Annotated in this window: 19 protein-coding genes and 3 tRNA genes; 7 read left to right on the top strand and 15 right to left on the bottom strand. The window is 69.5% G+C overall.

Going from position 1 to position 24,633, the window contains the following annotated elements:
* Positions 1-13 precede the first annotated feature (13 nt).
* The 7 genes from ACPL7H_RS05205 to ACPL7H_RS05175 all read right to left on the bottom strand — a co-directional run bounded on the left by ACPL7H_RS05205 (position 14) and on the right by ACPL7H_RS05175 (position 7,478).
* Positions 14-1,567 carry a serine hydrolase domain-containing protein gene (locus ACPL7H_RS05205; RefSeq protein WP_424796014.1) on the bottom strand — a complete coding sequence of 518 codons (1,554 nt, stop codon included), beginning with the start codon at positions 1,565-1,567 and terminating at the stop codon, positions 14-16.
* 58 nt (positions 1,568-1,625) lie between these two features.
* Positions 1,626-1,699 (bottom strand) — tRNA-Val (locus ACPL7H_RS05200).
* Between the two features lie 19 nt (positions 1,700-1,718).
* Positions 1,719-2,207, bottom strand: coding sequence for a hemerythrin domain-containing protein (locus tag ACPL7H_RS05195; protein WP_424796013.1), 489 nt, complete (start codon positions 2,205-2,207; stop codon positions 1,719-1,721).
* An 85-nt stretch (positions 2,208-2,292) separates the two neighbouring features.
* Positions 2,293-5,589: a S41 family peptidase gene (locus ACPL7H_RS05190; protein WP_424796012.1), complete on the bottom strand. Its 3,297-nt coding sequence runs from the start codon at positions 5,587-5,589 to the stop codon at positions 2,293-2,295.
* A gap of 111 nt (positions 5,590-5,700) precedes the next feature.
* Positions 5,701-6,570 carry a glycerophosphodiester phosphodiesterase family protein gene (locus tag ACPL7H_RS05185; protein WP_424796011.1) on the bottom strand — a complete coding sequence of 290 codons (870 nt, stop codon included), beginning with the start codon at positions 6,568-6,570 and terminating at the stop codon, positions 5,701-5,703.
* Positions 6,567-7,079, bottom strand: coding sequence for a redoxin domain-containing protein (locus ACPL7H_RS05180; RefSeq protein ID WP_424796010.1), 513 nt, complete (start codon positions 7,077-7,079; stop codon positions 6,567-6,569). Before ACPL7H_RS05180 ends, ACPL7H_RS05185 begins: the two co-directional genes overlap by 4 nt.
* A gap of 18 nt (positions 7,080-7,097) precedes the next feature.
* Positions 7,098-7,478 (bottom strand): DUF3052 domain-containing protein, encoded by a 381-nt coding sequence (locus ACPL7H_RS05175; RefSeq protein ID WP_424796009.1) that lies wholly within the window; start codon positions 7,476-7,478, stop codon positions 7,098-7,100.
* A 319-nt stretch (positions 7,479-7,797) separates the two neighbouring features.
* On the opposite strand from ACPL7H_RS05175, the gene aceE reads away from it, so the two are divergent.
* Positions 7,798-10,506, top strand: coding sequence for a pyruvate dehydrogenase (acetyl-transferring), homodimeric type (gene aceE, locus ACPL7H_RS05170; RefSeq protein WP_424796332.1), 2,709 nt, complete (start codon positions 7,798-7,800; stop codon positions 10,504-10,506).
* A gap of 104 nt (positions 10,507-10,610) precedes the next feature.
* Here aceE and ACPL7H_RS05165 read toward each other — a convergent pair whose 3' ends face one another.
* On the bottom strand, positions 10,611-11,309 hold the full coding sequence (locus ACPL7H_RS05165) for a hypothetical protein (RefSeq protein ID WP_424786137.1): 699 nt from the start codon (positions 11,307-11,309) through the stop codon (positions 10,611-10,613).
* A gap of 65 nt (positions 11,310-11,374) precedes the next feature.
* Between ACPL7H_RS05165 and ACPL7H_RS05160 the strand changes: the two genes are divergently transcribed.
* The 5 genes from ACPL7H_RS05160 to ACPL7H_RS05140 all read left to right on the top strand — a co-directional run bounded on the left by ACPL7H_RS05160 (position 11,375) and on the right by ACPL7H_RS05140 (position 16,536).
* Positions 11,375-12,577 carry a PucR family transcriptional regulator gene (locus ACPL7H_RS05160; protein ID WP_424786138.1) on the top strand — a complete coding sequence of 401 codons (1,203 nt, stop codon included), beginning with the start codon at positions 11,375-11,377 and terminating at the stop codon, positions 12,575-12,577.
* A gap of 223 nt (positions 12,578-12,800) precedes the next feature.
* Positions 12,801-13,736, top strand: coding sequence for an ACP S-malonyltransferase (locus ACPL7H_RS05155; RefSeq protein ID WP_424796008.1), 936 nt, complete (start codon positions 12,801-12,803; stop codon positions 13,734-13,736).
* Positions 13,733-14,776, top strand: a complete 1,044-nt coding sequence (locus ACPL7H_RS05150; protein ID WP_424786140.1) for a beta-ketoacyl-ACP synthase III — start codon at positions 13,733-13,735, stop codon at positions 14,774-14,776. Before ACPL7H_RS05155 ends, ACPL7H_RS05150 begins: the two co-directional genes overlap by 4 nt.
* A gap of 112 nt (positions 14,777-14,888) precedes the next feature.
* Positions 14,889-15,137, top strand: a complete 249-nt coding sequence (locus ACPL7H_RS05145; RefSeq protein WP_424786141.1) for an acyl carrier protein — start codon at positions 14,889-14,891, stop codon at positions 15,135-15,137.
* A gap of 154 nt (positions 15,138-15,291) precedes the next feature.
* The gene (locus tag ACPL7H_RS05140; RefSeq protein ID WP_424796007.1) at positions 15,292-16,536 is read left to right on the top strand and encodes a beta-ketoacyl-[acyl-carrier-protein] synthase family protein; all 1,245 of its coding nucleotides are present in this window, start codon (positions 15,292-15,294) and stop codon (positions 16,534-16,536) included.
* 13 nt (positions 16,537-16,549) lie between these two features.
* Here the strand turns inward: ACPL7H_RS05140 and ACPL7H_RS05135 are convergent, their stop codons facing one another.
* From ACPL7H_RS05135 to ACPL7H_RS05115, 5 genes are all read right to left on the bottom strand, one after another.
* Positions 16,550-17,050 (bottom strand): DUF3145 domain-containing protein, encoded by a 501-nt coding sequence (locus tag ACPL7H_RS05135; RefSeq protein ID WP_424786143.1) that lies wholly within the window; start codon positions 17,048-17,050, stop codon positions 16,550-16,552.
* Between the two features lie 158 nt (positions 17,051-17,208).
* Entirely contained in the window at positions 17,209-17,694 is a 486-nt protein-coding gene (gene def, locus ACPL7H_RS05130; RefSeq protein ID WP_424796006.1) for a peptide deformylase, read from the bottom strand.
* 118 nt (positions 17,695-17,812) lie between these two features.
* Positions 17,813-19,171 (bottom strand): hypothetical protein, encoded by a 1,359-nt coding sequence (locus ACPL7H_RS05125; protein WP_424796005.1) that lies wholly within the window; start codon positions 19,169-19,171, stop codon positions 17,813-17,815.
* A 289-nt stretch (positions 19,172-19,460) separates the two neighbouring features.
* Positions 19,461-19,533 (bottom strand) — tRNA-Asn (locus ACPL7H_RS05120).
* Positions 19,534-19,666: 133 nt separating this feature from the next.
* The gene (locus ACPL7H_RS05115; RefSeq protein WP_424796004.1) at positions 19,667-20,167 is read right to left on the bottom strand and encodes a hypothetical protein; all 501 of its coding nucleotides are present in this window, start codon (positions 20,165-20,167) and stop codon (positions 19,667-19,669) included.
* Positions 20,168-20,238: 71 nt separating this feature from the next.
* Here ACPL7H_RS05115 and ACPL7H_RS05110 point away from each other — a divergent pair.
* Positions 20,239-20,315, top strand: a tRNA-Ile gene (locus tag ACPL7H_RS05110).
* 190 nt (positions 20,316-20,505) lie between these two features.
* On the opposite strand, the gene ACPL7H_RS05105 is transcribed toward ACPL7H_RS05110, so the two are convergent.
* Entirely contained in the window at positions 20,506-22,509 is a 2,004-nt protein-coding gene (locus ACPL7H_RS05105; protein ID WP_424796003.1) for an alpha/beta fold hydrolase, read from the bottom strand.
* 76 nt (positions 22,510-22,585) lie between these two features.
* Entirely contained in the window at positions 22,586-24,571 is a 1,986-nt protein-coding gene (dnaG, locus tag ACPL7H_RS05100) for a DNA primase (RefSeq protein ID WP_424796002.1), read from the bottom strand.
* Between the last annotated feature and the right edge of the window lie 62 nt (positions 24,572-24,633).

Genomic DNA, 24,633 nt, shown 5'->3' with positions numbered 1-24,633 from the left:
TGCGACGCGGGGGTCACCGCAGTGGCCCCGCGTCAGGTGACGCCTCGCCCCCGGCCTCGTCCGTACGCTGGGCTCTATTGAGCGCGGCAACCCGGGCGACGGCCAGGGCGATTCCGGTACCGGTGGCCACGGTGAGCCAGGCGACGAGCTCGGGCATGGCCGGGACCAGTAGGCGCAGGGGAAACACACGCCCGCTAGCGCCACTGATCAGCAAGGGCAACGCCGCCAGGAGCAGCGCCGGGATGAGCAACCGGAGGATGCCGAGCCAGCGCAGCCACCTCGGATCCCGGGCGCGACGATGCGCCCACCGGTCCCGACGACGGATGCTGCGAACTCGCAGTAGCAGGCCGATGATCATCCCCACCGCAACGAGTCCGATCAACCGCCAGTGGGTCTCTACGTGGGTTGGTCGCGGTTCGCCGACCAGGAGGGCGAGGAGACCCTCCTTGATACGCGTGACGTCACCGAAGGCATGGTTGGCGTTGGCGAGCAGAACAATGCCGTGTCCAGTCTCGGGCAGCATCACCTGCTCCGCATAGAACGTCATGAAGACGCCGGTGTGTTCCAGCGCCGGCTCCGCGCCGAAGGCGGTGGTCTCCCAGCCCATCGCATAGGTGGAATCCACGTACGAGGGGGGACTGTGCGCGAGTTGGAGGCTGTCGGCTGCCAGAACGCGTGGGCCATGGGCGGCGCCCGCATTGCCATGCACCGGCAGCCACCGGGCGAGGTCAGCAGCGGTCGTGACGATTCCGCCGGACCCTGCCACGTACCCGTCCGGTTCGGCACGGGGCACGGCCGCCCCGAACAGGACGACGTGACCGTGCGCGAGGCTCGGCGTCGCCGATACCGCGTCCTCGGCCCGGGTGAGGCTCACCGTGTCGACCATCCCCAGCGGTGTGAAGATCTCGCGCTCCAGATAGGAATCGAAATCCTCCCCGCTGGCCACTTCGACCAGCCGGGCGAGGACGTCGTAGTTGGGGTTGAAGTAGGAGAAGGTCTCCCCCGGACCCGTGCTGAGCCTGGCATCGGACATATCGGCGACTCGTTCGGCAGGACTGTACTGATCGAGCCGCCACAATCCCGGAAATCCCGGGTCGCTCAGGCCGCTGGTGTGGTGCAGCAGGTGGCGGACGGTGATCCTTCCTGCAGCCGAGTCATCGGCGAGAGTGAAGTCCGGCAGGTAGCGACGCACCGGCTCGTCCAGATCCACCGCGCCCCGCTCTACCTGCTGGAGCACGGCTACCGCCGTGAACGCCTTGCTGAGCGACGCCACGCGCATCGGCGTGTCCGCCGTCATCGGCCGGCCCCCGCCGGCGGTGCCGTATCCGCCGAGGTGCACCACGTCCTCTCCCTGGGTGACCGCCACCGCCAGACCGGGCAGCGGGCTCCGGTCCACCTGGTCCTGAAGGTAGGCATCGACTTCGGGAGAGATCGACTGCGCAACGGCGGACGTGGGCGATGACACGCCCGCGGGCGCCGCCACCACGAGTGCGACCACGAACAGGATTGCGCCGGGCGGTCGCCGGCGACCGCCCGGGCAGCGGCTCATCCGCTCATCGTCGCTCATCCGCTCATCGTCGGTCGTGCGCCCGACGGCGGTCCCGCGGTGGGCAGCGGGACTTGGGTGGGCCCAGAGGGACTCGAACCCCCGACGCCCGCGGTGTAAACGCGGTGCTCTAACCAACTGAGCTATGGGCCCTGGCAGACCAAGGTTACCGCTACTCGCCCGCACCGGTGATCTCGACCTTGCCCGCCAGCAGTGCTTCCACGTCCACCCCTGCCTCGCGCAGCATCGGCAGCAGGACGGACTCCTCCTTCTCCATCCGCAGTGCAAACAGCAGCACCAGGCTGCGGGCCGCGAGCGCAGCCTGCAGTCCGGTTCCCGCCCGCTCCATATGCTCGATCAGGGCCAGGATCGCCTTGTGGTCCAGATCCAGGGCGGCGACCAACGCATGGGCTCCGACGCCGCGGGCAGTCCCGTGCAGTACGGTCTGCTCCGCCTCCATGTGGCCGGCCACCTCTCCGCGCAGGTAGCGAACAAAGGCATCACGTGCACCGGTGAAGTCCGCACCGGTCGAGACCGTGCGAATGAGTTCGGCCTCCAGGATCGTCAGTTCGGCCCACAACTCGCTGTGGTGCTCATGGGCAGCATCGGTCATCGTGCCCAGAACCTGATCGGCATCCGGGATGGGGTCAGACACTGTCATCGCCTCCTCGGTCTCGGCTGGTATCGCTCACCTATTCTGACAACTGGGGTTGTATTAATGCTAGAGGGGCCGCGTCGAACCGGGCTCAGGTGCGCCGGTTCACCTTCGGCTCCGGTAGCGGCGGCTCATGTTCGGAACCCTCCCGCTCCAGCAGTTCCAGGGCCTCGGCAATCGCCCGGTCGAGTTGCGGATCGGTGTCACCGAAGAAGTCGCCCGGAGTGTGTTCGACCTCGATATCGGGGTCCACACCGTGGTTCTCCATGCCCCAGCCCTTGCCCTTCATCCAGGTCGCATACCGGGGCTGCGTGACGGTGGTGCCATCGACCAGGTCGAAGCGGCCATCGATGCCGACCACTCCGCCCCAGGTGCGCATCCCGACCACCGGCCCGATACCCATCGCCTGGGCCGCGGCGTTGACGATGTCGCCATCCGATCCGGAGTGCTCATTGGCCACCAGCACCACCGGGCCCCGGGGTGCGTGCGCCGGGTAGGTGCTCGCCTTGGCATAGTGACGGCCAGTACCCCAGGAGACCACCTTGGCGGCCAGCCGGGCCACCACCAGTTGGCTGGTGTGCCCGCCACGGTTGTACCGCACATCGGCGATCAGGGCCTCGGCTCGGCTGGCAATCCGCAGGTCACGGTGCAGTTGCGCCCATCCGTAACTCATCATGTCCGGCACGTGTAGGTAGCCGAGGCGCCCGTCGGTGTGTTCGGCCACATATTCGCGCCTGGACCGGACCCAATCCTGGTAGCGCAGTACCTCCTCATCGCCCAGGGGCACCACCACGACCCGTCGGTCCGAGCCGTCGCGCCGCAGGATCAACTCCACCGGCTTGTCCGCCGCCCCGACCAGGCCGTGCGCCGGCCCGGCCCGGCGGTCCACCGGTCGACCGTCCACCGCCACGATCACATCACCTGCGCGGGCATCGACCCCGGCTGCCCGCAGGGGTGAGCGCGCCTCGGGCTCACTGGACTCTCCGGGCAGGACCCGGTCGATCCGCCAGCCATCCGCGGCCGGGGACAGGTCGGCGCCGAGCAGTCCCAGTTTGCGCTCCTGCGCTCCGGGCGGCTCGGTGGGCATGACGTAGGCGTGGGAGGTGTTGAGTTCGCCCACCGTCTCCCAGAGCAGGTCCACCAGGTCATCATGGCTGCGCAGCCGGTCCACCAGGGGCCGGTACCGCGCGACCACACCGGCCCAGTCCACCCCGTCCATGTCCGCGCGCCAGAAGTGATCGCGCATCAACCGGGCGTTCTCATCGAACATCTGCTGCCACTCGGCCGCCGGGTCCACCTGCCACCGCAGTCGCTTCAGATCGACGCTGACCTTGGCCTGATCATCCTCCTCCTCCACCTTCCGGTCCGCGGGCACCACGGTGACCTCGTCCTTGTGCCGCACCACCAGGCGCTCACCGTCACCGGAGACGGCGTAGGAGTCCACCTTGTCCACGATGGTGGTGACCTTGCGGGTCTCGAAGGTCCACAGTTGCAGGGTGTCGGCAGCCGGCTCACCGGCCACCCCGGCACGGCGGCTACCCAGCACGCCAGCTTCCCCGGCCACGCTGATCCACACCACTCCGCCCTTGACGGCGCGCAGGTCCTTGTAGGTTCCCGAGGGCACCGGGAACGGGGTGATCCGCTCCTCGGCCCCGGCGGCGTCGAGGTCCGGGCTGGGCGGCGGGACCGACGCCCCGGTGACCTGCTCACGAGGGCCGGCTGCGCCGTCGTCGGCCTTCGTGCCCGCTCCCCCGGAACCGTCCCGCCCAGTCGCACCGGCCTGACCGGCCTTGGAGATGCGCCAGCCGTCGGCGCTCGGGCCGAACGGCGCCGGCTCGGTGGCCGCCAGGGGAATCAACCACGGCCGGGTGGAGCCGGTGAAGGACAGCGCGAACTCGTGGTTGTCATAGGCCGGGTCGAAGGTCCGGTCGGACAGGAACACCACGTACTTGCCGTCATCGCTGAAGACCGGGCTGTGATCGTGGAACCGGCCCGAGGTCAGCGCGTGCACCTGCCCGTCGCCGTGCAGGTCGACCAGGCGCAGCGCGTGCAGGCTGGCCTCATCGGCGGTGGGTACGGTCCACATCAGGTAGCGCCCGTCCGGGGAGAAGGTGGGCGAGGTGGCCTCGCCCTGCTCCGATCGCCCCACGTCGCGCACCGAGGCATCGGCGAGCGTGACCAGCCGGATCGCGCCGTCGTGGGAGATGACGGCGACGCGCTGCCCGTCCGGATCACTGGCCAGGTGCAGGACACGGCCCAGTTGCCCGGCGGCCAGACGTTGCGGGTCGGTGGTGCCGGTGAGGTCGCGAACCTCCAGGCAGTCCTCCCCCGTCGCGTCGCTGGCCATCACCGCCTTGCCGCTACCGCCCAGCAGTATCGGTTCACGCACGCGCACTCCCGCATCGGCGGCGATCGCCCGGGCCGGCCCCTCCCGGTGGCTTAGCCAGAAGGCGTTGCCCCGCCAGGCCACCAGGGAGGCGTCCCCGCCATGGTCGGGCACCAAGGCGTCGAGGTTCTTGGTGGGCTCGGCATCGAACGCCACCGGCGCTGCGCCCGGCAGCGCCAGGTTCACCCTGACCGGGTCACGATCCAGATCATCCAGTAGCCACACATCGCCCCGGCTGGACCACACAATGGAGGCGCCATCGGTGGCGGCGTCGCGCACGTAGCCCTCATCAGTCCCCTGATGGGTGATCTGGCGCGGTCGCCCCTGCCCGGGAGTATCCCAGGCCCACAGGTTCGCCTGCTCGTGGGCGGCATCGGGGAAGGTCGCGGCCATGTCGGAGACGAACAGCAACGTCTCGCCCCGCCACATCGGATCGGTCAGTGGCGCGGTCTCATCGGGCAGCAGACGGCGCCACTGCCCATCGCCGGTATCCAGCCACAGCCGGGCGGCGGTGCCGCCACGATAGCGCTTCCAGTGCGCGGCCGGACGACCGGCGGGGGTGCTGATCACCGCGGCACCGTCCGGGCGCAGCGCCACTGCCCCGGCCGGACCGTACCGCAGGCGCTCCACCCCGCCGTCCAGGTCCACCGCCTTGACCACCAGGTGGCGCATGTTCGCCTCACCGGCGTTGGAGGCCACCAGCACCCTGTCCTCACCGGTCCAGCCGAGCACCATGGTGTTGCTGCCGCCCCACCAGGTGAGCCGGCGTGCGCTGCCCCCGGCCAGGTCGATGACCATGACCTCCGGGTGCCCGTCCCGGTGGGAGACGAAGGCGATGTGGGACCCGTCCGGGGAGAACCGCGGCCGGCTCACCGGCACCCGGTCATTGGTCAGGCGCCAGGCCCGGCCACCACTGATACCACCCAGCCAGACATCGTCGGCAGCGACGAAGGTCAGTGAGTCGTGATGGACATGAGGGAATCTCAGATATGCCGAACCCATACCGTCAACGTAACCGCCTCCACGGGCCGTTGTCGCCGGCTTTACTGCATCGCGGGATAGCGCCACGAGTCGCCCCGCGGCATTGGACCTGTGGCATTGGACCCGCCGGGCTCAATCCGTTGCGCTCGGTTCCTGCTTCCGGGACGAGTGCGTCCCGCGCCACTGTCCCCGCTCGATCAGCACATCCTTGAGCACCTCGGGCCGGTCGGTGATGATCGCATCCACCCCGAGGTCCAGCAACGAATGCATGGTGGGTGCCTCATCGATCGTCCAGGCGTGTACCTGCAGGTTCTGTCGCTTGGCCGCCCGCACCGTGCGGGGGGTCAGCACCCGCCTGCCCCGGTAGCGGATCGGTACCTGCAGGCAGAGCGCGCCGGAGCGGGCAGCCCTGGTGGCCGCCGGACCGACCCCGTAACCGATGCCCATCGACTCCCTCGGTGAGGTTGAGGTGGCCAGGTGGGGGCGCTCGCGCCGCACCAGGTTCAGCCGGGTGCTGCTGAAGGAGCCGATGAGGACGCGGTGGTAGGCCTGGAACTCATCGAGCACGCCGAGCATCGGCTCGAGCACGTCATCGGTCTTGACGTCGATGTTGAACCGGGTGTCCGGGAATGCCTCCAGCACCTCCGCGAGGGAGGGGATCGACTCCCCACCGAGCGTGCGCAGCGAGCGGATCTGCTCGCCGGACAACTCTCCGAACAGGCGCTCCTGCCCGACCACTCGCACCAGGTCGTCGTCGTGGAAGCAGAACGCCTCGCCGTCGGCGCTGGCGCGCACGTCGGTCTCGAGGTAGTCGTAGCCCAGTTCCACCGCGTTGGCGAAAGCCTTGATCGTGTTCTCGTTGCCGGCATTCGGCGCATACCCGGCACCGCCCCGGTGGGCCATCGCCAGCGGTGGGTGGTCCAGGTACCGCCCACCGACCGGGGCAACCTGCCTCTGGCGGGGAGTCAACGGACGACGACGGCGCGGGGCGGCCGCGCTCACGGCTCCTCCACCCGGGCCGCGGCCAGGGCGCGCACGGCGTCGACGTGCTCAGTGAGGGAGCGGGTGCGGCCCGGGGGGCTCAGCGTGCTCCAGGCGATCGCACCACCGGCGTCGATCAACACACTCCCCCGCCCGGCGTGACCGGCCTCGTCGTCGAACGCGCCGTAGGCCTCGGCCACCTGGCCGTGCGGCCAGAAGTCCGAGAGCAGGGTGAGTCCGAAGCCCTCCTGGTCCCCCCACGCCCGCAGGCTGTGTAGGGGATCGCAGGAGATGGCCACCACCGCGGCGTCCAGTGCGGCGAAGGTGTCCAGCTGCTCGTTCAGGCCGGTCAGTTCCTGGTGGCACAACCGGGAGAAGGCGAACGGGAAGAACACCAGCAGCACCGGGGCGCCGCGCAGAGCGGACAACTGCACCGGCGTGCCGTGGGTGTCCGGAAGTGTGAAGTCAGGGGCGACCCGGCCCGGAGCGGCGAGGTCGAAAGGATGAATCGTGGTCTTGGTCCTACTCACCACGGCACCATCTCACGATCAGCGGCCCCGGCTGCGCGTCACCAGCCGCATCCCGGTCCAGTCCGGCGCTGCCGAGATGGCACTGGTGGCGTGCAGCCCCGCGGTGGAGGCAGCCTCCTCCACGTCTGCCGGGGCCACGTGCCCGTCCCGGCCGGGCTTGGGTACCAGGACCCAGATCAGGGCCCCGTCCTCCAGGGTGGTCATCGCATCGAGGACCAGGTCGGTCAGATCAGCGGTGTCGCCGTCGTCCGCGCGCCACCACACGATGGCGGCATCGGTGACGTCGTCGTAGAGTTCATCGGCCAGTTCCGAGCCGATGACGGATTCCAGTTCCTGGCGCACACCGGTGTCGACGTCGTCGTCGTACCCGAACTCCTGCACCACCTGACCGGGGTTCACACCAAACCGGGAGCGTACGCTTCCCGTGGCCTCTCCCACGTTCCCTGCTCTCCTCTCCGTCCCCTCCCGGGGTTTCGACAGCGGTGCCGGGTGGCACCGTTCGCACCCCTGAGTGTAGGGGTCGCCGGTGTCGGTCAGGTCACATCCGGGTTCTGGCATGAGGCGCCACGCATCGCGCAACAATAGGATCGCAAGAGCACGCAGAACGTGTGGGCCTGGCCCGTACAGGCCAACCGAGCCCGTGCGCCGCAGCCCTGGCGTACGGAGAAATGAGTTTCCCGTGACTGCACGCAACACTTCCGGACCCTTGATCAACGGCATGCTGAGCCAGGTGCCGGACATCGATGCCGAGGAGACCGGGGAGTGGCTGGAATCCCTGGACGGCCTCATCGAGGACCGCGGCGGCCCGCGGGCCCGCTACATCCTGCTGAACCTGCTCAAGCGCGCCCGCGAGCATGGCCTGGCCATCCCCTCGGCCACCACCACCCCGTACATCAACACCATCGGGGTCGAGGACGAGCCGTACTTTCCCGGCGATGAGGTGGTCGAGCGTCGATATCGCTCCTACCTGCGCTGGAACTCGGCGGTGATGGTCACCCGCGCCCAGCGTCCCGGTATCGCCGTGGGCGGCCACATCTCCTCCTACGCCTCGGTGGCCACCCTGTACGAGGTGGGGTTGAACCACTTCTTCCGCGGCAAGGACCACCCCGGCGGCGGGGACCAGATCTACTTCCAGGGTCACGCCGCCCCCGGCATGTACGCCCGCGCCTTCCTCGAGGGCCGGATGGACGAGCACGGCCTGGACGGGTTCCGTCAGGAACTGTCCCATCCCGGCGGGGGCCTGCCCTCCTACCCCCACCCGCGGCATCAGCCCGACTTCTGGGAGTTCCCCACCGTCTCGATGGGGCTGGGCCCCGCCTCGGCGATCTACCAGGCGTGGGTGAACCGCTACACGCACCTGCGGGAGATCAAGGACACCTCCCAGCAGCACGTGTGGGCCTTCCTCGGCGATGGCGAGATGGACGAGCCGGAATCGCGTGGCATGCTGCAACTGGCCGCGAACCAGGGGCTGGACAACCTGACCTTCGTGATCAACTGCAACCTGCAGCGTCTTGATGGGCCGGTGCGCGGCAACGGCAAGATCATCCAGGAACTGGAGGCCTTCTTCCGGGGTGCCGGCTGGAACGTCATCAAGGTGGTCTGGGGCCGCGAGTGGGACTCGCTGCTGGAGGCTGACAAGGACCGCGCCCTGGTCAACCTGATGAACAACACCCCCGATGGTGACTACCAGACCTACCGGGCCGAGAACGGTGCGTTCATCCGCGAGCACTTCTTCGGCCGCGACCCGCGCACCAAGGCGTTGGTGGAGAACCTCTCCGATGACGACATCTGGGCGCTCAAGCGCGGCGGCCACGACTACCGCAAGCTCTACGCCGCCTACAGCGCTGCGGTGAACCACACCGGCCAGCCCACCGTGATCCTGGCCCACACCATCAAGGGGTACGGACTGGGCTCGGCGTTCGCCGCCCGTAACGCCACCCACCAGATGAAGCAACTGAAGGAGAACGACCTCAAGCTGCTCCGGGACTCCCTGCGGATCCCGATCACCGATGAGGAGATCGAGAAGGATCCGCACCTGCCCCCGTACTACCACCCCGGGATGGACGCACCCGAGATCGAGTACATGCTGGAGCGCCGCCGCCAACTGGGCGGCTTCCTGCCCGAGCGGCGCTCGAAGTACACCTCGGTGACCCTGCCCGGGGACAAGGCCTACGCACGTCTGGCCAAGGGCTCGGGCAACCAGGAGGTCGCCACCACGATGGCGCTGGTGCAGTTGTTCAAGGACCTGCTGCGGGACAAGGAGTTCGGTAAGCGGATCGTGCCGATCATCCCGGACGAGGCGCGCACGTTCGGCCTTGACTCGATCTTTCCCTCACTGAAGATCTTCAACACCGGCGGTCAGCACTACCTGTCCGTGGACCGGGACCTGCTGCTGTCCTACAAGGAGTCCGAGGCCGGCGGCCTGCTGCACACCGGCATCAACGAGGCCGGTTCGGCGGCGGCTTTCCAAGCCGTGGGCACCTCCTACGCTACCCATGGCGAGGTCATGGTGCCGTTCTACTTCTACTACTCCATGTTCGGGTTCCAGCGCACCGGTGACCAGTTCTGGGCCGCCGGGGACCAACTCACCCGCGGGTTCCTGATCGGGGCCACTGCCGGACGCACCACGCTGACCGGTGAGGGCCTGCAGCACGCCGACGGGCACTCCCCCATCCTGGCCTCGACCAACCCGGCGGTGGTCTCCTACGACCCGGCCTACGGGTACGAGATCCGGCACATCGTCCGGGACGGCCTGGAGCGGATGTACGGCGAGAGCGACGACCGCGACCCGGACGTCATCTACTACCTCACCGTCTACAACGAGCCCATGCTGCAGCCGGCCGAGCCGGAGGACGTGGACGTGGAGGGCATCCTCCGCGGTATCCACCGCCTGGCAGAGCCCGACGACGGCGACGGGCCCGAGGCGCAGATCCTCGCCTCGGGGGTGGCGGTGCCGTGGGCCCTGGAAGCCCGCCGGATCCTCGCCGAGGACTGGGGCGTGCGCGCCGGGGTGTGGTCGGTGACCAGTTGGACCGAGTTGCGGCGGGATGGGTTGGCCGCGGAACGTCAGGCATTCATCGACCCCGACGGGGAGCAGCCCACCCCCTACCTGGTGACCAAGCTCGACGGCACCGAGGGACCATTCGTGGGCGTGACCGACTACGACTTCCAGTTGCCCGACCAGATCCGGGCCTGGGTACCCAGGGACTACTGGACGCTGGGGGCCGATGGGTTCGGCTTCTCCGACACCCGCCCCGCAGTGCGCCGGCACTTCCTGATCGACACCGAGTCCATCGTGACCCGGACCCTGCAGGCGTTGGCAGCCCGGGGGGAGGTCGACGCCGACGCACCCAAGAAGGCGCTGGACAAGTACAACCTGCTGGACGTCACCGCCGGCTCCACCGGCACCGCAGGGGGCGACGCCTGAGGCATCATGTGCAGGGCCGGGACGGCTCGGCCGACACGGCGCAGGCCCCGGAACCTTGATGGTCCGGGGCCTGCTCCGCGCCTGTCCCCGCCGGCCCGGGGTGGTCAGTCCGTCCGCTCGGACCGCGCCTCGGCGGCGGCCACGAACGGCTCCAACTCAGCCACCACGGCAGTGGTACCGGGCTGCTCGGTGCCGTACTCGGCCAGATTGCGCAGGTGCTCCCGGGCGGCGGTGGCCCGCCCGGCGTCCAGGGCCGCCTGTACCACCTGGCGGCCCGCCTCGGGGCTCTGCTGGGCCGGGGACCAGTACCCGACCCCCAGCGACAGTGCCTCGGCGGGCAGATCCGCGCCCCGCAGCATCTTGATCCCCTCCTCGAGCGCACGCCCGCTCCGATCCCGCTCACACGCGGTCCCGAGTCTGCGCAGCGCGCCCTCATGATCATCCTCCAGGGACAGCCGGGCCAGCTCGATCAACGGGTACCAGGCCCGCGGGTTGCCAGCCAGTTCCTCCGCCAGCGCCCAGTGCGAGGCATCGCTGCGTGCCTGCACGTCAGCCTCGGCATGCGCGGCGATCAGCGGGTCCGGGTGCTCGGTGCTCTCGGTGCGCCGCCGCACGAGCTCGGCCAGCTGCGCGAAGGCCTCAAGGTCGTTCGGGTCGGCGTCCAACCGTTCCCGCAGCGCCCCCTCCTGTTCCACCACAGGCTCCCCCGGCGCAACTCCACCGCCACCCTTGCCGGTGCGTGTGGACGATCCACGCGCGCCCTTGCCGCGCAGGTAGTCGGACAGCCGATCGAGGATTCCCATGTAGTGGAGGATAACGGTGATGTCGTTTGTGGGCTTCCCACAAAGGCGGGTCGTATCCTCGCTGCATGCCCCGCGACCCGAAACCGACCATCGCTCCCGGTGCGACCGAACAGATGGTGCGCCGCCTACGCACCGGCTCGGACCTGCTCACCTCCGCCGCGATGCGCCGTCTCGATGCCGAGCTCACCTGGTACCGGGAACTGCAGGCCGAGGACCGCTCCTGGATCGGGCTGGTGGCCCAGTCCGGCATCGCCAACTTCATCTCCTGGTACGAGAATCCCGACTCCGGTTCCTACAACGCCGCAGAGATCTTCCGCGCCGCGCCGCCAGAACTGGCCCGGTCCATCTCCTTGCAGCACACCCTGCAGTTGGTGCGCATCGTGGTAGAGACGGTCGAGGAGCACGCGGAGCAACTCGCCCCCACCGGGCAGTTCCGCCAACTGCGTGAAGCCGTGCTGGTCTACTCCCGCGAGGTGGCCTTCTCCGCAGCCGATGTCTACGCCCGGGCGGCTGAGACCCGCGGGGCCTGGGATGCCCGGTTGGAGGCGCTGGTGGTGGACTCCCTGCTGCGCGGTGACCCCGATGACTCCCTGCACTCCCGTGTGGCTGCCCTCGGTTGGGCCGGTACCGGGAGCACCCTCGTGATGGTCGGGACCACCGACGGACCGGTCGACGACGTGCGGGCAGCGGACCTGCGTCGCGCGGCCCGACGTGCCGCCCAGGACGCACTGGTCGGTGTGCAGGGTGACCGGCTGATCGTGGTGCTGGGCGGGACCGGCAACCTTCGCGAGCAGGCCGGCACGCTGCTGGGCCGGTTCGGTCCGGGTCCGGTGGTGATAGGGCCGCTGGTGGGCGAACTCGCTGAGGCGGGACGCTCGGCCCGAGCCGCACTGTCCACGCTGCACGCGGTGCACGCCTGGCCGGGGGCGCCACGCCCGGTGATGGCCGACGAACTGCTCCCCGAGCGAGTCCTGATGGGTGATCCCGATGCGCACCGCACCCTGCTCACCGATGTCTACGCGCCGTTGCTGGGAGTGGGTGGCCCACTGCTGGAGACGTTGTCGACCTACCTGAACGAGGGCCGGTCACTGGAGGCCACCGCCCGGCAGTTGTATGTTCACCCCAACACGGTGCGGTACCGGCTGCGGCGCATCAGCACGATCACCGGATGGGAACCCACCGACGCCCGGGAGGGGTTCGTGCTGCAGATCGCGATCGCGTTGGGGCGACTGGACGAAAGCAGCGGCGGAACCGCCCTGTCTGCCTAGCAGTCATCGGAGGCGTCCTTTCATGTACGAGGGTTAAACTCGTACAACGTGCGCTCCCATTTCAGTACACGTACATGTGCCACGCCCCACAGCAGGATGTGGCGCACACCACTGCGTCGGCGCACAGGTCCGCTAGGTTTGTCGCAATGCCACAAACACGACTGATGAGGTTGGTGCGTTCCATCGTCCGCACCACCGGGTCCGCGAGGGAAAGGTGTGAGAAGTGATCGCACTCCTGTGTCCTGGCCAAGGAGCCCAGAAGCCCGGCATGCTCACCCCCTGGGTGCAGACCGTGGTGACTGCGGACCTCCTGGCGGAGTTCAGCACCACCAGCAACGTGGATCTGGCGACGCTGGGGGGCACCGCCGATGCCGAGACCATCAAGGACACCGCGCTGGCGCAACCGCTGATCGTGGCCGCGTCCCTGCTGGCCCTGGAGCGGCTCACCCAGGCTCTGGGACCGGTGGCCCAGTGGGCCGATGCCGTGGCCGGTCACTCGGTCGGGGAGTTCGCGGCGGTGGCCGCTGCCGGCGTGCTCGAGCCCGCCGAAGCCGTCCGCCTGGTCGCCACCCGCGGGCGGGCGATGGCCGAGGCCGCTGCCCAACGGCCCACCGGGATGGCCGCGGTGGTGGGCGGGACGCCCGAGGACGTCAGCACCGCCCTGGTCGGCGCGGGACTGGTGGGAGCCAACATCAATGGCGGTGGGCAGGTCGTGGCAGCCGGCACCACCGAGGCGATCACGAAGCTGCAGCAGAGTCCTCCGGCCGGCGCGCGGGTGATTCCCCTTGCCGTCGCCGGGGCATTCCATACCGAGCACATGGCCGGCGCAACCGCACCGGTCGGCGCCGCCATCGCCGGACTCCGGCCCGAGGACCCCGAGATCACGCTGCTGTCCAACGCCGACGGGCAGCCGGTGACCGAGGGACGTAAGGTCCTTGCCCGCCTCGTCGCACAGATCACCGCCCCGGTGCGGTGGGACCTGTGCCAGGACTATCTGCGTGAGGCGGGGGTGCGCCTGGTGATCGAGCTGGCTCCCGGCGGTGTCCTCACCGGACTGGCCCGGCGCACCCTTCCCGGCGTGCAGACCGTGGCGATCAAGACCCCCGATGACATCGAGGCCGCCGTGGCCGCGGTGCAGTCCGTCAAGGAGAGCCGATGACCACGATGCTGCAGTCCGCGCCGGTGACCGCCACCCAGATCCTGGCCGTGGGCGGCGCCCGCGGCGACCGGGTGGTTCCGAACGAGGAGATCATCGGTCCGATCAACTCCTCCGACGAGTGGATCCGTCAGCGCACCGGCATCGCCTCGCGCGTCTACGCCAGCCAGAGCGTGCTGGAACTGGCCCACGAGGCTGCCCGGGACGTCCTGACCAAAGCGGGGATGAGTGGGGCCGACATCGACACCGTGCTGGTCTCCACCGTGACGCACTTCGAGCAGACCCCGTCCCTGGCCGCCCTGCTGGCCAGCCGGATCGGCGCCGCTCCCGCCCCCGCGTTCGACATCTCCGCGGCCTGCGCCGGGTACTGCTACGGCATCGCCCAGGCCGACGCCCTGGTGCGGGCCGGAACCGCCCGTCACGTGCTCGTGGTGGGAGTGGAGAAGATGAGCGACTTCATCGACCCCACCGACCGGACCATCTCCTTCCTGCTCGGCGACGGGGCGGGCGCAGCGATCGTGGGTCCCTCCGAGACCGCCAGGATCGGTCCGACGATCTGGGGCAGCGACGGCGGTCAGGCCTCGGCGATCTACCAGACCCACTCCTGGCTGGACTACCGGCGCGCCGAGATGGGTCAGGAGGTCCCCGAAACCGCTGAGACGGCCGAGGAGGTCTCCACCATGGAGAGCCCGACGCTGCGCCAGCAGGGGCCCACCGTGTTCAAGTGGGTGATCTCCACGATGCCCGGAATCGCTCGCCGGGCCGTGGAGGCCGCCGGGCTGGAACTGGCCGACATCGATGTGTTCGTGCCGCACCAGGCCAACATGCGCATCACCGACCAACTGCTGAAGTTGCTGAAATTGCGCGAGGACGTGGTGGTGGGGCGCGACATTGCCGACACCGGCAACACCTCCGCGGCCTCCATCCCGCTGGCCACCGAACGGCTGCTCCGCGAAGGCCGGGCCAAGAGCGGGGACGTCGCTCTGCAGATCGGTTTCGGTGCCGGCCTGGTATACGCCGCCCAGGTCGTGGTTCTACCCTGAGCAGCAGCGGCCGGAGCAACACCGGGCGCGGGTCCACACCGATCGGTGCGCACTGCACCAGACTTCATCACTGCACAACCAACGTCACACAACCGAGGTAGAAGGAGAAACAATGGCGCACAGCGAAGAGGACATCCTGGCCGGTCTGGCCGAGATCGTGAACGAGGAGACCGGCCTGGACACCGACGCGGTGCAGCCGGACAAGTCCTTCACCGACGACCTCGACATCGACTCGCTGTCCATGATGACGATCGTCACCCTGGCTGAGGAGAAGTTCGAGGTCCGCATCCCCGACGAGGAGGTCAAGAACCTGACCACCGTCGGTGACGCGGTCAAGTACATCAGCGCCAACCAGGGCTGACCCGACCGGGTCTGACCCGGTGCAGGCCCTCCGGGGCCCGATCGGCACCACGCCGATGTCGCACCACCTCCGCCGGGCGCATCGATCCATGTGCGCCCGGCGGCAGCACCTCACAGTTCCAGATGAACCACCGGCAGCGTGAAGGGGAGTACCAGTGAGCGAGCAGACCGAGGTCGTCGTCACCGGATTGGGCGCCACCACCCCACTGGGCGGAGACGTACCCAGCACCTGGGAGGCGGCCCTGGCCGGACGATCCGGCGTGCGCACCCTCGAGCAGGACTGGGTCGGCGAACTGGAGTTGCCGGTCACCTTCGCGGGCCAACTGGCCGTCCCGGCCCAGGAGGTACTTCCCCGCCCGCAGATCCGGCGAATGGACCCCAGCGCGCAGTACGCCCTCATTGCGGCGCGGGAGGCATGGGCCGACGCCGGCACCCCCGACGTGCCCGGAGAGCGGCTCGGTACGGTCATCGCCTCCGGGATCGGTGGGGTGTGGACCCTGCTCAGCGCCTGGGACACCCTGAAGGATAAGGGTGTGCGCCGGGTGCTGCCGCTGACCGTGCCGATGCTGATGCCCAACTCCCCCGCCGCCTACGTCTCCTTGGAACTGGGCGCCCGGGCCGGCGCGCACACACCCGTCTCTGCCTGCGCTTCCGGTGCCGAGGCGATCGGTTACGGGCTGAACATGATCCGCACGGGCCGGGCAGACGTCGTCGTCGTCGGTGGCACCGAGGCTGCCATCCACCCGCTGCCGATCGCGGCATTCGCCAAGATGCAGGCCCTCTCCACCCGTAACGACGATCCGGCAGGAGCCTCGCGCCCCTATGACACCGACCGGGACGGCTTCGTGCTCGGTGAGGGCGCCGGGGTGCTCGTGCTGGAGAGCGCCGAGCACGCCCGCGCCCGGGGGGCCAAGGTGTATGCGCGCATCGCCGGGGTCGGCATGACGGCCGATGCCTATGACATCGCTCCGCCCGACCCCACCGGCGCCGGGCAGGCACGCGCCACCGAACTCGGCCTGGCCGACGCCGATGTCCAAGCCGCCCAGGTGGTCCACGTCAACGCCCACGCCACCTCCACCCCAGCCGGGGACGGCGTCGAGGCCGCTGCCATCCGCCGCGTGCTTGGCGCCCACACCGACCATGTCGCCGTCTCCGGCACCAAGTCCATGACCGGGCACCTGCTCGGTGGCGCCGGCGCACTGGAGTCGATCTTCACGATCCTGGCGGTCAAGCACCGGCAGGCACCGCCGACGATCAACATCAACGAAGTCGATCCCGGGATCGATATCGATGTGGTGCGCGACCACCCCCGCGGACTTCCCGCCGGTGACATCGCGGCGCTGAACAACGCCTTCGGCTTCGGCGGCCACAACGTCACCCTTGTGGTCACGTCGGTCTGAGCGCGGCCCCTGGTCAGCCGACCCGGTGCAGCCAGCGCACCGGCACACCGGCACCGGCATAGCGGAACGGCTCGAGCTCGTCGTCCCAGGCCTGCCCCAGGGCCAGATCCAGTTCCCGCCGGAGCGTCAGGGGATCGCCGATGTGAGCCACGGCAGCCCGGATCCGGTCCTCGGGGACAACCACGTTGCCGTGCACATCCGTCTGGGCATGGAAGATGCCCAGGTCGGGGGTGTGGCTCCAGCGGGCGCCATCGGAGCCCCGGGAAGCCTCCTCGGTGACCTCATAGCGCAGGTGGGTCCACCCGCGCAGCGCTGAGGCCAGCCGTGCTCCACTGCCGGCCGGACCGGTCCACGACAACTCGGCCCGGAGCAGACCCGGTGCCGCGGGCTGTTCGGTCCAGTTGAACGTGGCTCGGATATCCAGCACCGACCCGGCGGCCCACTCGATATGCGGGCACAACGCGCGCGGTGCAGAGTGCACGAAAAGGACACCGCGGGTGTTGACACCTGACATGTTGGTCCCTCCATCCGGTCGAGATACGTCTTCCCCAACGCTCTCGGAGCCTTCCGGTTGAACCCGCATCGCGGCTTCGTGGTTCCTATCATGCCCCATCCGGACCGATTTGTGCACCTTTGGGGCGTTTCGATCCCCGCTGAAGCCCTGCTGCGGCCTCAGGAGATGCGGCTGCGCACCTGGCGCATCGCCTCCTTACGCACCTCCGGGTCCAGGCGCTGCAGGAAGATCATGCCCCGCAGATGGTCCACCTCGTGCTGCAGGGCGCGCGCCATCAGACCCTCACCCTCCAGGATCACCTCATTGCCCTCCAGATCCACCCCGACCACCTTCGCGTAAGCGGCTCTGGTCGTCGGGAAGTACAGTCCGGGAACGGACAGGCAGCCCTCGTCCCCGTGCTGGGTCTGGGTGGAGGTCTCGACCAGTTCGGGATTGAGAACGTACCCGACCTCGCCGTCGATGTGCCAGGAGAAGGCTTGCAGCCCCACCCCGATCTGGTTCGCGGCCACGCCGGCGCGGTCGTCGCTGTGCACGGTGTCCAGCAGGTCCTGGACCAGCCCGCGCACCCGCTCGTCCATGACCTTGACCGGATCACACGGGCTGCGCAGCACGGGGTCGGGATAGATGCGGATCGTGCGTCTCATCGTGTCGTCCTTATTCGTGCGCCCGCCGGGCCCGGCGTGATGCCGTGCCCAGCGGGATGCTACGTGTCGCCGAACCCCGAGATGCGATACCCCCGGGTTGCTGCTCGGTCGGAGTGGGTCAGTAGCCCCACAGGTAGGGCACGGCCTCGCCGGTGAAGTCGAAGAGTTCCTCCCAGACGATGTAACTGCCGTCGCTGGGCACGTCGAGGATGACCGTTCCGGTGTAGGTCTCGTTCGCCGACATCTCCGACTCGATCATGTCCGGGTTGTCGCAGAGCAGGCCCATGAACGGGTTCACTTCGTCCATGGTGTTCTGATCGGAGTCGGCGATGCCGAAGTTGATCGGCGAGAAGTCGTAGGGTTCGTCGAGATCATAGGTGGTGACCTCCACGGCGAACTCGATGTACCCGTCGAGTTCGGGCTCGGTGCAGAAGAACGCGCCGGACTCCGCTTCCCACTCCTCCACGCTCAGCACCGCCAGGGTCACCTCCGGGTCGGACTCGGTGCCCTGGATCACCGCGGCCTCACCCAACTCCAGGACCACGGCTTCGCCGTCGTCGGGGCCGACGGGACCGTTGTCGTCGGTGGGGTCATCGGTTGGTTCGTCGGTTGGTTCGTCGGTGGGGTCGTCGGTTGGGTCGTCGGTCGGTTCCTCGGTTTCGTCCGGGTCCTCGGTCGGCTCCTCCGTGGGGTCGGGAGCGGAGGTGGTCGGAATCTCCTCCGGGTCGTCATCACCGCCGAACAGGGCGATCCCGCCCCAGATCAGCAGACCGAGCACCAGGACGCCCACGACGATGGCCGCGATGAGGATCCCGGTGTTGCTCTTCCTGCCCTCCCCCGGCGCGCCCTGCCCTGGTGCTGCGCCACCGGGGTATCCCCCCTGCGGGCCACCCGGGTAGCCGCCCTGCGCCCCTGGGTAGCCACCCTGCTGGTAGTCGGGCTGTCCCTGCCCGTGGGAGGGCTGGCCCGACCGCAGGAATCCGGTGTCGTAAGGCGACTCCCCCGGCTGGTCCAGATGGCCGCTGGGCTGGTACTGGTACGAGGCAGTCGCCCCGGCCCCGGCACCCGCGGCACCAGCCGGCGGCTGCTGCCCGGGAACGTGCTGCTGCCCGCCATAGTCCGGCTGTCCGGAGTAGGGCGGGACACCTGCTCCGGCACCGGACCCGGTTCCAAAGGCCTGCGTCGAGCCTTGGTCACCGAACGCCTGTGTCGGTGCGTCGGAGCCGGCGTGCGGCTCGGGTGCGCCGGGTTGAGAGGTCTCTTCTGGCGCCGCGCCGGCCCCGGGTGCCCCTGCGGCACCGGAGGCCGCGCCCGCTTCGGTGGCGCCGGGATCGGGCAACCAGAACTCCCAACCCTCGGGTGCCGGTGGCCAGGAGGGGTCGGGCTGCCAGCCCGGTGGTGGGCTCCAGCCTTCTGGGGGCGGTGGCCAGCCTGGTGGAGAGTTGTAGCGGTAGCCCACTGGGCGCTCCTCGTTCATGTCGATGATCGGCGCCGTTTCCCCTAGCGCCCGCCTACCGGGCCCATCCTACGGGGAACGGGGGCAGTAGCAGGGCGTTCGCGAGGCGAACTCAATGTCCCGGTTGTTGCCCGGTCAGACCGTGGTCCCGGGTGTCCTCCCCGTAGTGGTGCGAGGGTGGCAAACGCGACGGACGGACGGGGATGCCGGCCGGGTCCGCACCATCCGCTACCTCCTCGCCCACGACCCCCGGGACGCGAGCCTGGAACGCAGAAACCCCCGCCAGGTTGCACCCAGCGGAGGTTATGGGCTCCCTCGGTTGGACTCGAACCAACAACCGTCCGATTAACAGTCGGATGCTCTGCCTATTGAGCTACGAGGGATCGTATTGGCCCAGACGACTTTAGCACCGTTCGCCCGGTGCTCGCCGCCTCGGGTACGTGGGCCCGGCCACATCGATGGGGTCCGGTCACCCGCGGCTACCCGGCCACATCGATGGGGTCCGGTCACCCGCGGCTATTGGGGCAGACCCACTTGAGCGCGCACCCGGCCCTCCATCGCCCGGACCCGTTGGTCCAGGTCCTCACCGCGGTGCACCCGACCGCTGACGCTGACCTGGGAGAACAACTGCCCTTCCGCGTCACGACGGATCGCGCCGCGCAACGTTCCTCCACCTGGTAGCCGCTCGACCTCGGCGTGCACGAGGGAGGCCTCCACCTCGCCGCGCAGGATGTCGGCCAGTTCGCGGTCATCGTGGACCAGTTGCAACTCCACCGGTTCGTGGCCATCCACCCAGGTCAGTTGGATCCGGTTGCCGTCGCTGCTCCATTCCCCGCGGTCCACGGTGTGCCAGGCCCGCTCGAAGTCCCCCGAGCCGGTCCCGATCACGACGACGGCCGCCGGGGTGAGCACCAGCCAGCCGCCCCCACGCAGTTGCGCAGCGGCCAGCACCTCACCACGGACCAGCCCGGCCATCTCAGCGGGAAGTCTGGTCTTTTTCCCTCGCCCGAACCTCATGTGCCGACCGTACCCGTCTCTCGCGCGCAATGCACCGGACCGCCTCTGGCGACGATAGGCTGGGTGACCGCGCCCCAGTAGCTCAGCTGGTCAGAGCAGCGGACTCATAATCCGTCGGTCGCGGGTTCAAGCCCCGCCTGGGGCACCATCGAGGCTCGCCATCGCGCCCGGCGCCCCGTCCGAACCCGCCCGAACCAACCGATTGGACGGTTCCGGCGGCATGGTGCGGGGTGCACGACAGCCGTGCGGGGCAGGCTTGGGGCGGGGCAGCCGCGTGCGGGGGAGGCTGGTGCGGGCGGTGTACCGCCCGGGTGCGGACGGGTGCGGACGGGTGCGGGTCAGGCGCGCAGGACGGGCTCGTGGTTCGCCAGGGCGTCGGCCAAGCCCGCCACGCCGTCGGCGCCGGTGGGCACCGTGGCTGAGGAACCGGTCAGGTCACCGCCCAGCGGCTCGGCCCGACCACCCAGGTGCTCTGCCAGGAACCCCTCGGCGATGGCGTTGAACGCCTTGTCGTTCTCCGGCCGCGCGAACCCGTGGCCCTCGTCGGGGAAGAGCACGTAGGTGACCGGAATGCCCTTGGCGGACATCGACTCCACGATCTGGTCGCTCTCGGTCTGCTTCACCCGTGGGTCATTCGCGCCCTGTCCGATCAGCAGCGGCCGCACGATGTTGTCCACATGGGTCAGCGGGGACCGCTCATCAAGCAGCGCCTTGCCCGCCTCGGTGCGGGGGTCCCCGATCCGGCGGGCGATCTGTTCGAAGAACGAGGCCCAGTACGGCGGGACCGTCTCGATCAGCGTGTTCAGATTCGATGGGCCCACGATGTCCACGCCGCACGCAAAGGTGGTCGGGGTCATCGTCAGCCCGGCCAGGGTGGCGTAGCCCCCGTAGGAGCCGCCCATGATGCCGACGGTGTCCTGCGCGGTGATCCCCTCCCGGACGGCCCAGTCCACGGCGTCGAGCAGGTCCTCGTGCATCGCCGCACCCCACTGCCCGTCGGCGATGTTGATGAACTCCTTACCGAAACCGGTCGAGCCACGGTAGTTGACCTGCAGCACCGCGTACCCGCGGTTGGCCAACCATTGGACGTACGCGTCGTATCCATAGGCATCACGGGACCAGGGTCCTCCGTGCACGAACAGCACCATCGGGACCGGACCGGTCGCGGCGGCGAGCTGACCCGCCCGGGATGCGCCGTCGTCGGCCGCGCGGTGCGCGGGCAGGGTCAGGTAGGAGACCAGGGTGTGCCCGTCCCTGGCCGTGATCTCCACCGGGTGCATCGGCACCAAAGGGGCGCCCTCCAGCGCCGGGCGCCCGGAGAACAAGCGGGTCAGCCGGCGCTGGGGGCGATCGTAGCGGTAGTAGGTCATGGGTTCGGTCGCCGAGGAGTACGCCGCGATCCACACGTCGTCGGCCAGGGTGCGGGAGGTGACCGAGATCTCCCCCGGCCCGACTCCGGCGAGGACGTCGAGGTCCGGGCCGACCTCGGGGTCGACCACCGTCCACTCCTCGCGCAGGTAATTCACCGCCACCGCCTGGATCCGGCCCGTGGTGGGATGCGCGAGCGCGCCGGCGATGTCGGTGCGCTCATCGGCGTGCACCAGCGATCGGGCACCAGAGGCCAGGTCCAGGGCGTACAAGCCGGAGGTGTTGCGGCCCCGGGAGTCCACCAGGTACAGGGTGGACCCATCGGCCGTCAGGCCGGCGGCGTAGGTGCTCATCGCGTCCTCGAACGGCACGTCCTCGGCGACCTGCCAGTCCTCCCCGTCGCGAGCCAGGATGTCCATGCCGCCGTCCGGGCGGGTACGCATCGCATAACGCACCACATAGTCGTGATCGGCCAGGAACCCGGCGAAACCCTCGGTGTTGCGCACCAGTAGTTCCCGGTCCCCGCTGGCCAGTTCCACCCGGTACAGGTCGTGCCACCGGGCGTCCCGGTCGTTGATGCCCACCAGGATCGCCTCCGGGATCCGGTCGCTGACCCCGCTCACCTGCGCCGTGACCTCCGGGAACGGCGTCAGGTCGGTGGCCTCACGGGTGCGCACGTCCACCCGGTGCAGGTGGAAGTCCTCATCGCCGCCGTCGTCGCGCAGGTACACCAGCGTGTGCGGCTGGTAGGTCCAGAAGTACTGGCGGATCCCGCGGGTGTCATCACGGGTGATGGCCTCGGCGGCGCTCAGGTCATCGGCGGGGGCCACCCAGATGTTCAGCACACCCTCCAGCGGAGCGAGCCAGGAGAGGTAGCGCCCGTCCGGGCTGATCTGCACGCCGGCCCGTTCGGGATTACCGAACAGGGCGTCGCGGGAGATGAGGTCGACGGCGTCTATGGTGGTGTTGGTCATCGGGCCATTCTGCCAGCGGACGACGGCGAAGATCACCGGGTGCCCGACCCACCTTTGGGCGGCGGTACTGTGGTGCTCAGCCCTGAGTCTCCAGAGCCCGGCGAGCGTTCTCCAACTCGACCAGATCGGCGAACTGCTGGGCGTAGGAGGGGTCCTCCGGGGCGGTGCGCTGCAGGGCGCCGCGGGCCTCGGCGATGCGGCGGGTCATCCCCATCCGCAACAACGCCACCACCACGCCCCTGGCGTAGGAGGCCAGCGCTCCGGGGCGGTCCTCCGGCAGCGGGGACACCGCCAACTCCGTCACGAGTCCGTCCACCGGGGGTCCGCTGGCCTCGCGCAGCCGCTCCGCCCACGCCGCAGCGGCCCGCGCTTCGCCATCGGCGCCTCCTCCGGCCGCGGCGGCTACCTGGACGTACTCGGCCAGGCCGCCACCGGCCCGGATCGCGTCGTGGACCGCCCGGTGGGCCGGCACCACGAACGTGTCCGGCGACAGGTCGTCGAAGCCCAGGTCGGTGATGTGCTGGGGTAACTGCAGCACCACCTCCAGCACCTGCCGCTCCAGGCGGGCCACCGGATCGGTGCTGGGCGCTGACCGGGTGCCGGTGCGCTGGGCGGCCTCGGGGTCCAGGCCCGGGCGTTGGCGCTGCCGCTGCGGGTCGCGCTCGGCCGGTGTGCCACCCCCGTCACCGCCGGCACCCTGCCGCTGGGACTGGGTCACCGCCCGGCGCACCGAGGTCTCCTCCATCCCGAGCCATCCCGCCAACGAACGCGCGTACTCCGAACGCAGGGCAAGGTCCCGGATCCGCGCCACCACCGGGGCTGCGGCCCGCAACGCCTGCACTCGGCCCTCGGCGGTGCTCAGATCCAGCCGCCGCAGCACCGATCGGATCGCGAACTCGAACAATGGCTCACGCTCGGCCACCAGGTCCCGCACCGCGGCCTCACCCCGCTCCAGGCGCAGGTCACACGGGTCCATGCCCTCCGGGCTGATCGCCACGAACGTCTGGGAGGCGAACCGCTGGTCCTCACCGAAGGCTCGCAGTGCTGCCTTCTGGCCGGCCTCGTCGCCGTCGAAGGTGAAGATCACCTCTCCCCCACGCGATCCGGTGGCCAGCATCAACCCGGCCGCGGCATCGGCGGTGTCGCCGAGCATGCGACGCACCACGCGGATGTGATCGACGCCGAACGCGGTGCCGCAGGTGGCCACCGCGGTGCCGACGCCGGCCAGGTGCATCGCCATCACGTCGGTGTAGCCCTCCACAACGACCACCTGACGCTGGGTGGCGATCGCCTTCTTGGCCAGGTCGATGCCGTAGAGCACGTGGTTCTTCTTGTACAGGGGCGTCTCGGGGGTGTTCAGGTACTTCGGGCCGGGGTCGTCGTCATAGAGCTTGCGGGCACCGAACCCCACCGTGGCGCCGGTGGTGTCCCGGATCGGCCAGATGAGCCGGCCCCGGAACCGGTCGTAACTTCCGCGCTGCCCGGCCGAGACCACCCCGGATGCGGTCAGCTCAGCCTCGATGAAACCGCGTTGGCGCAGGTGACGGGACAGGTTGTCCCATCCCTTGGGGGCATACCCCACGCCGAACTGTGTCGCAGCAGCCTGGTCGAAGCCGCGCTCGGCCAGGAACCGTCGCGCGGTCCCCGCCTCGGGTGAGCCGAGCTGCTCGGCGTAGAACTGCTCGGTGGTGCGGTTCACCTCCAGCAGCCGCTGGCGCCGGCCGGGCTCCTCCCGCGGGCGGCGCGGTCCGCCGTCGTCCTCATAGTGCAGTTCCACCCCGGTGACCGAGGCGAGGTGCTCGACCGCCTCGCCGAAGGGCAGGTGGTTGATCTTCTGCACGAACGAGATCACGTCACCGCCCTCGTCACACCCGAAGCAGTGCCACAGTCCCAGCTGCGGGCGTACGTGGAAGGAGGGGGTGCGTTCGTCGTGGAAGGGGCACAAGCCCTTCATCGACCCGACCCCGGCGCTCTTCAGGGTGACGTGAGCGCCGACGATCTCCTCGATCCGGGCCTTTTCACGAACGGACGCGATGTCCTCACGTCTGATCAGGCCGGCCATGATCCCGAGTCTAGGCGCTGGCGACCGGCACCACGGGCGAGGCGATCACCGGCCGACCGCGA

The organism is Pseudactinotalea sp. Z1732 (genome assembly GCF_049724975.1).
Taxonomy (GTDB): Bacteria; Actinomycetota; Actinomycetes; order Actinomycetales; family Beutenbergiaceae; genus CALKWS01.
The sequence above is the reverse complement of the archived record's forward strand: the minus strand, read 5'-3'. Positions and strand labels throughout refer to the sequence as shown.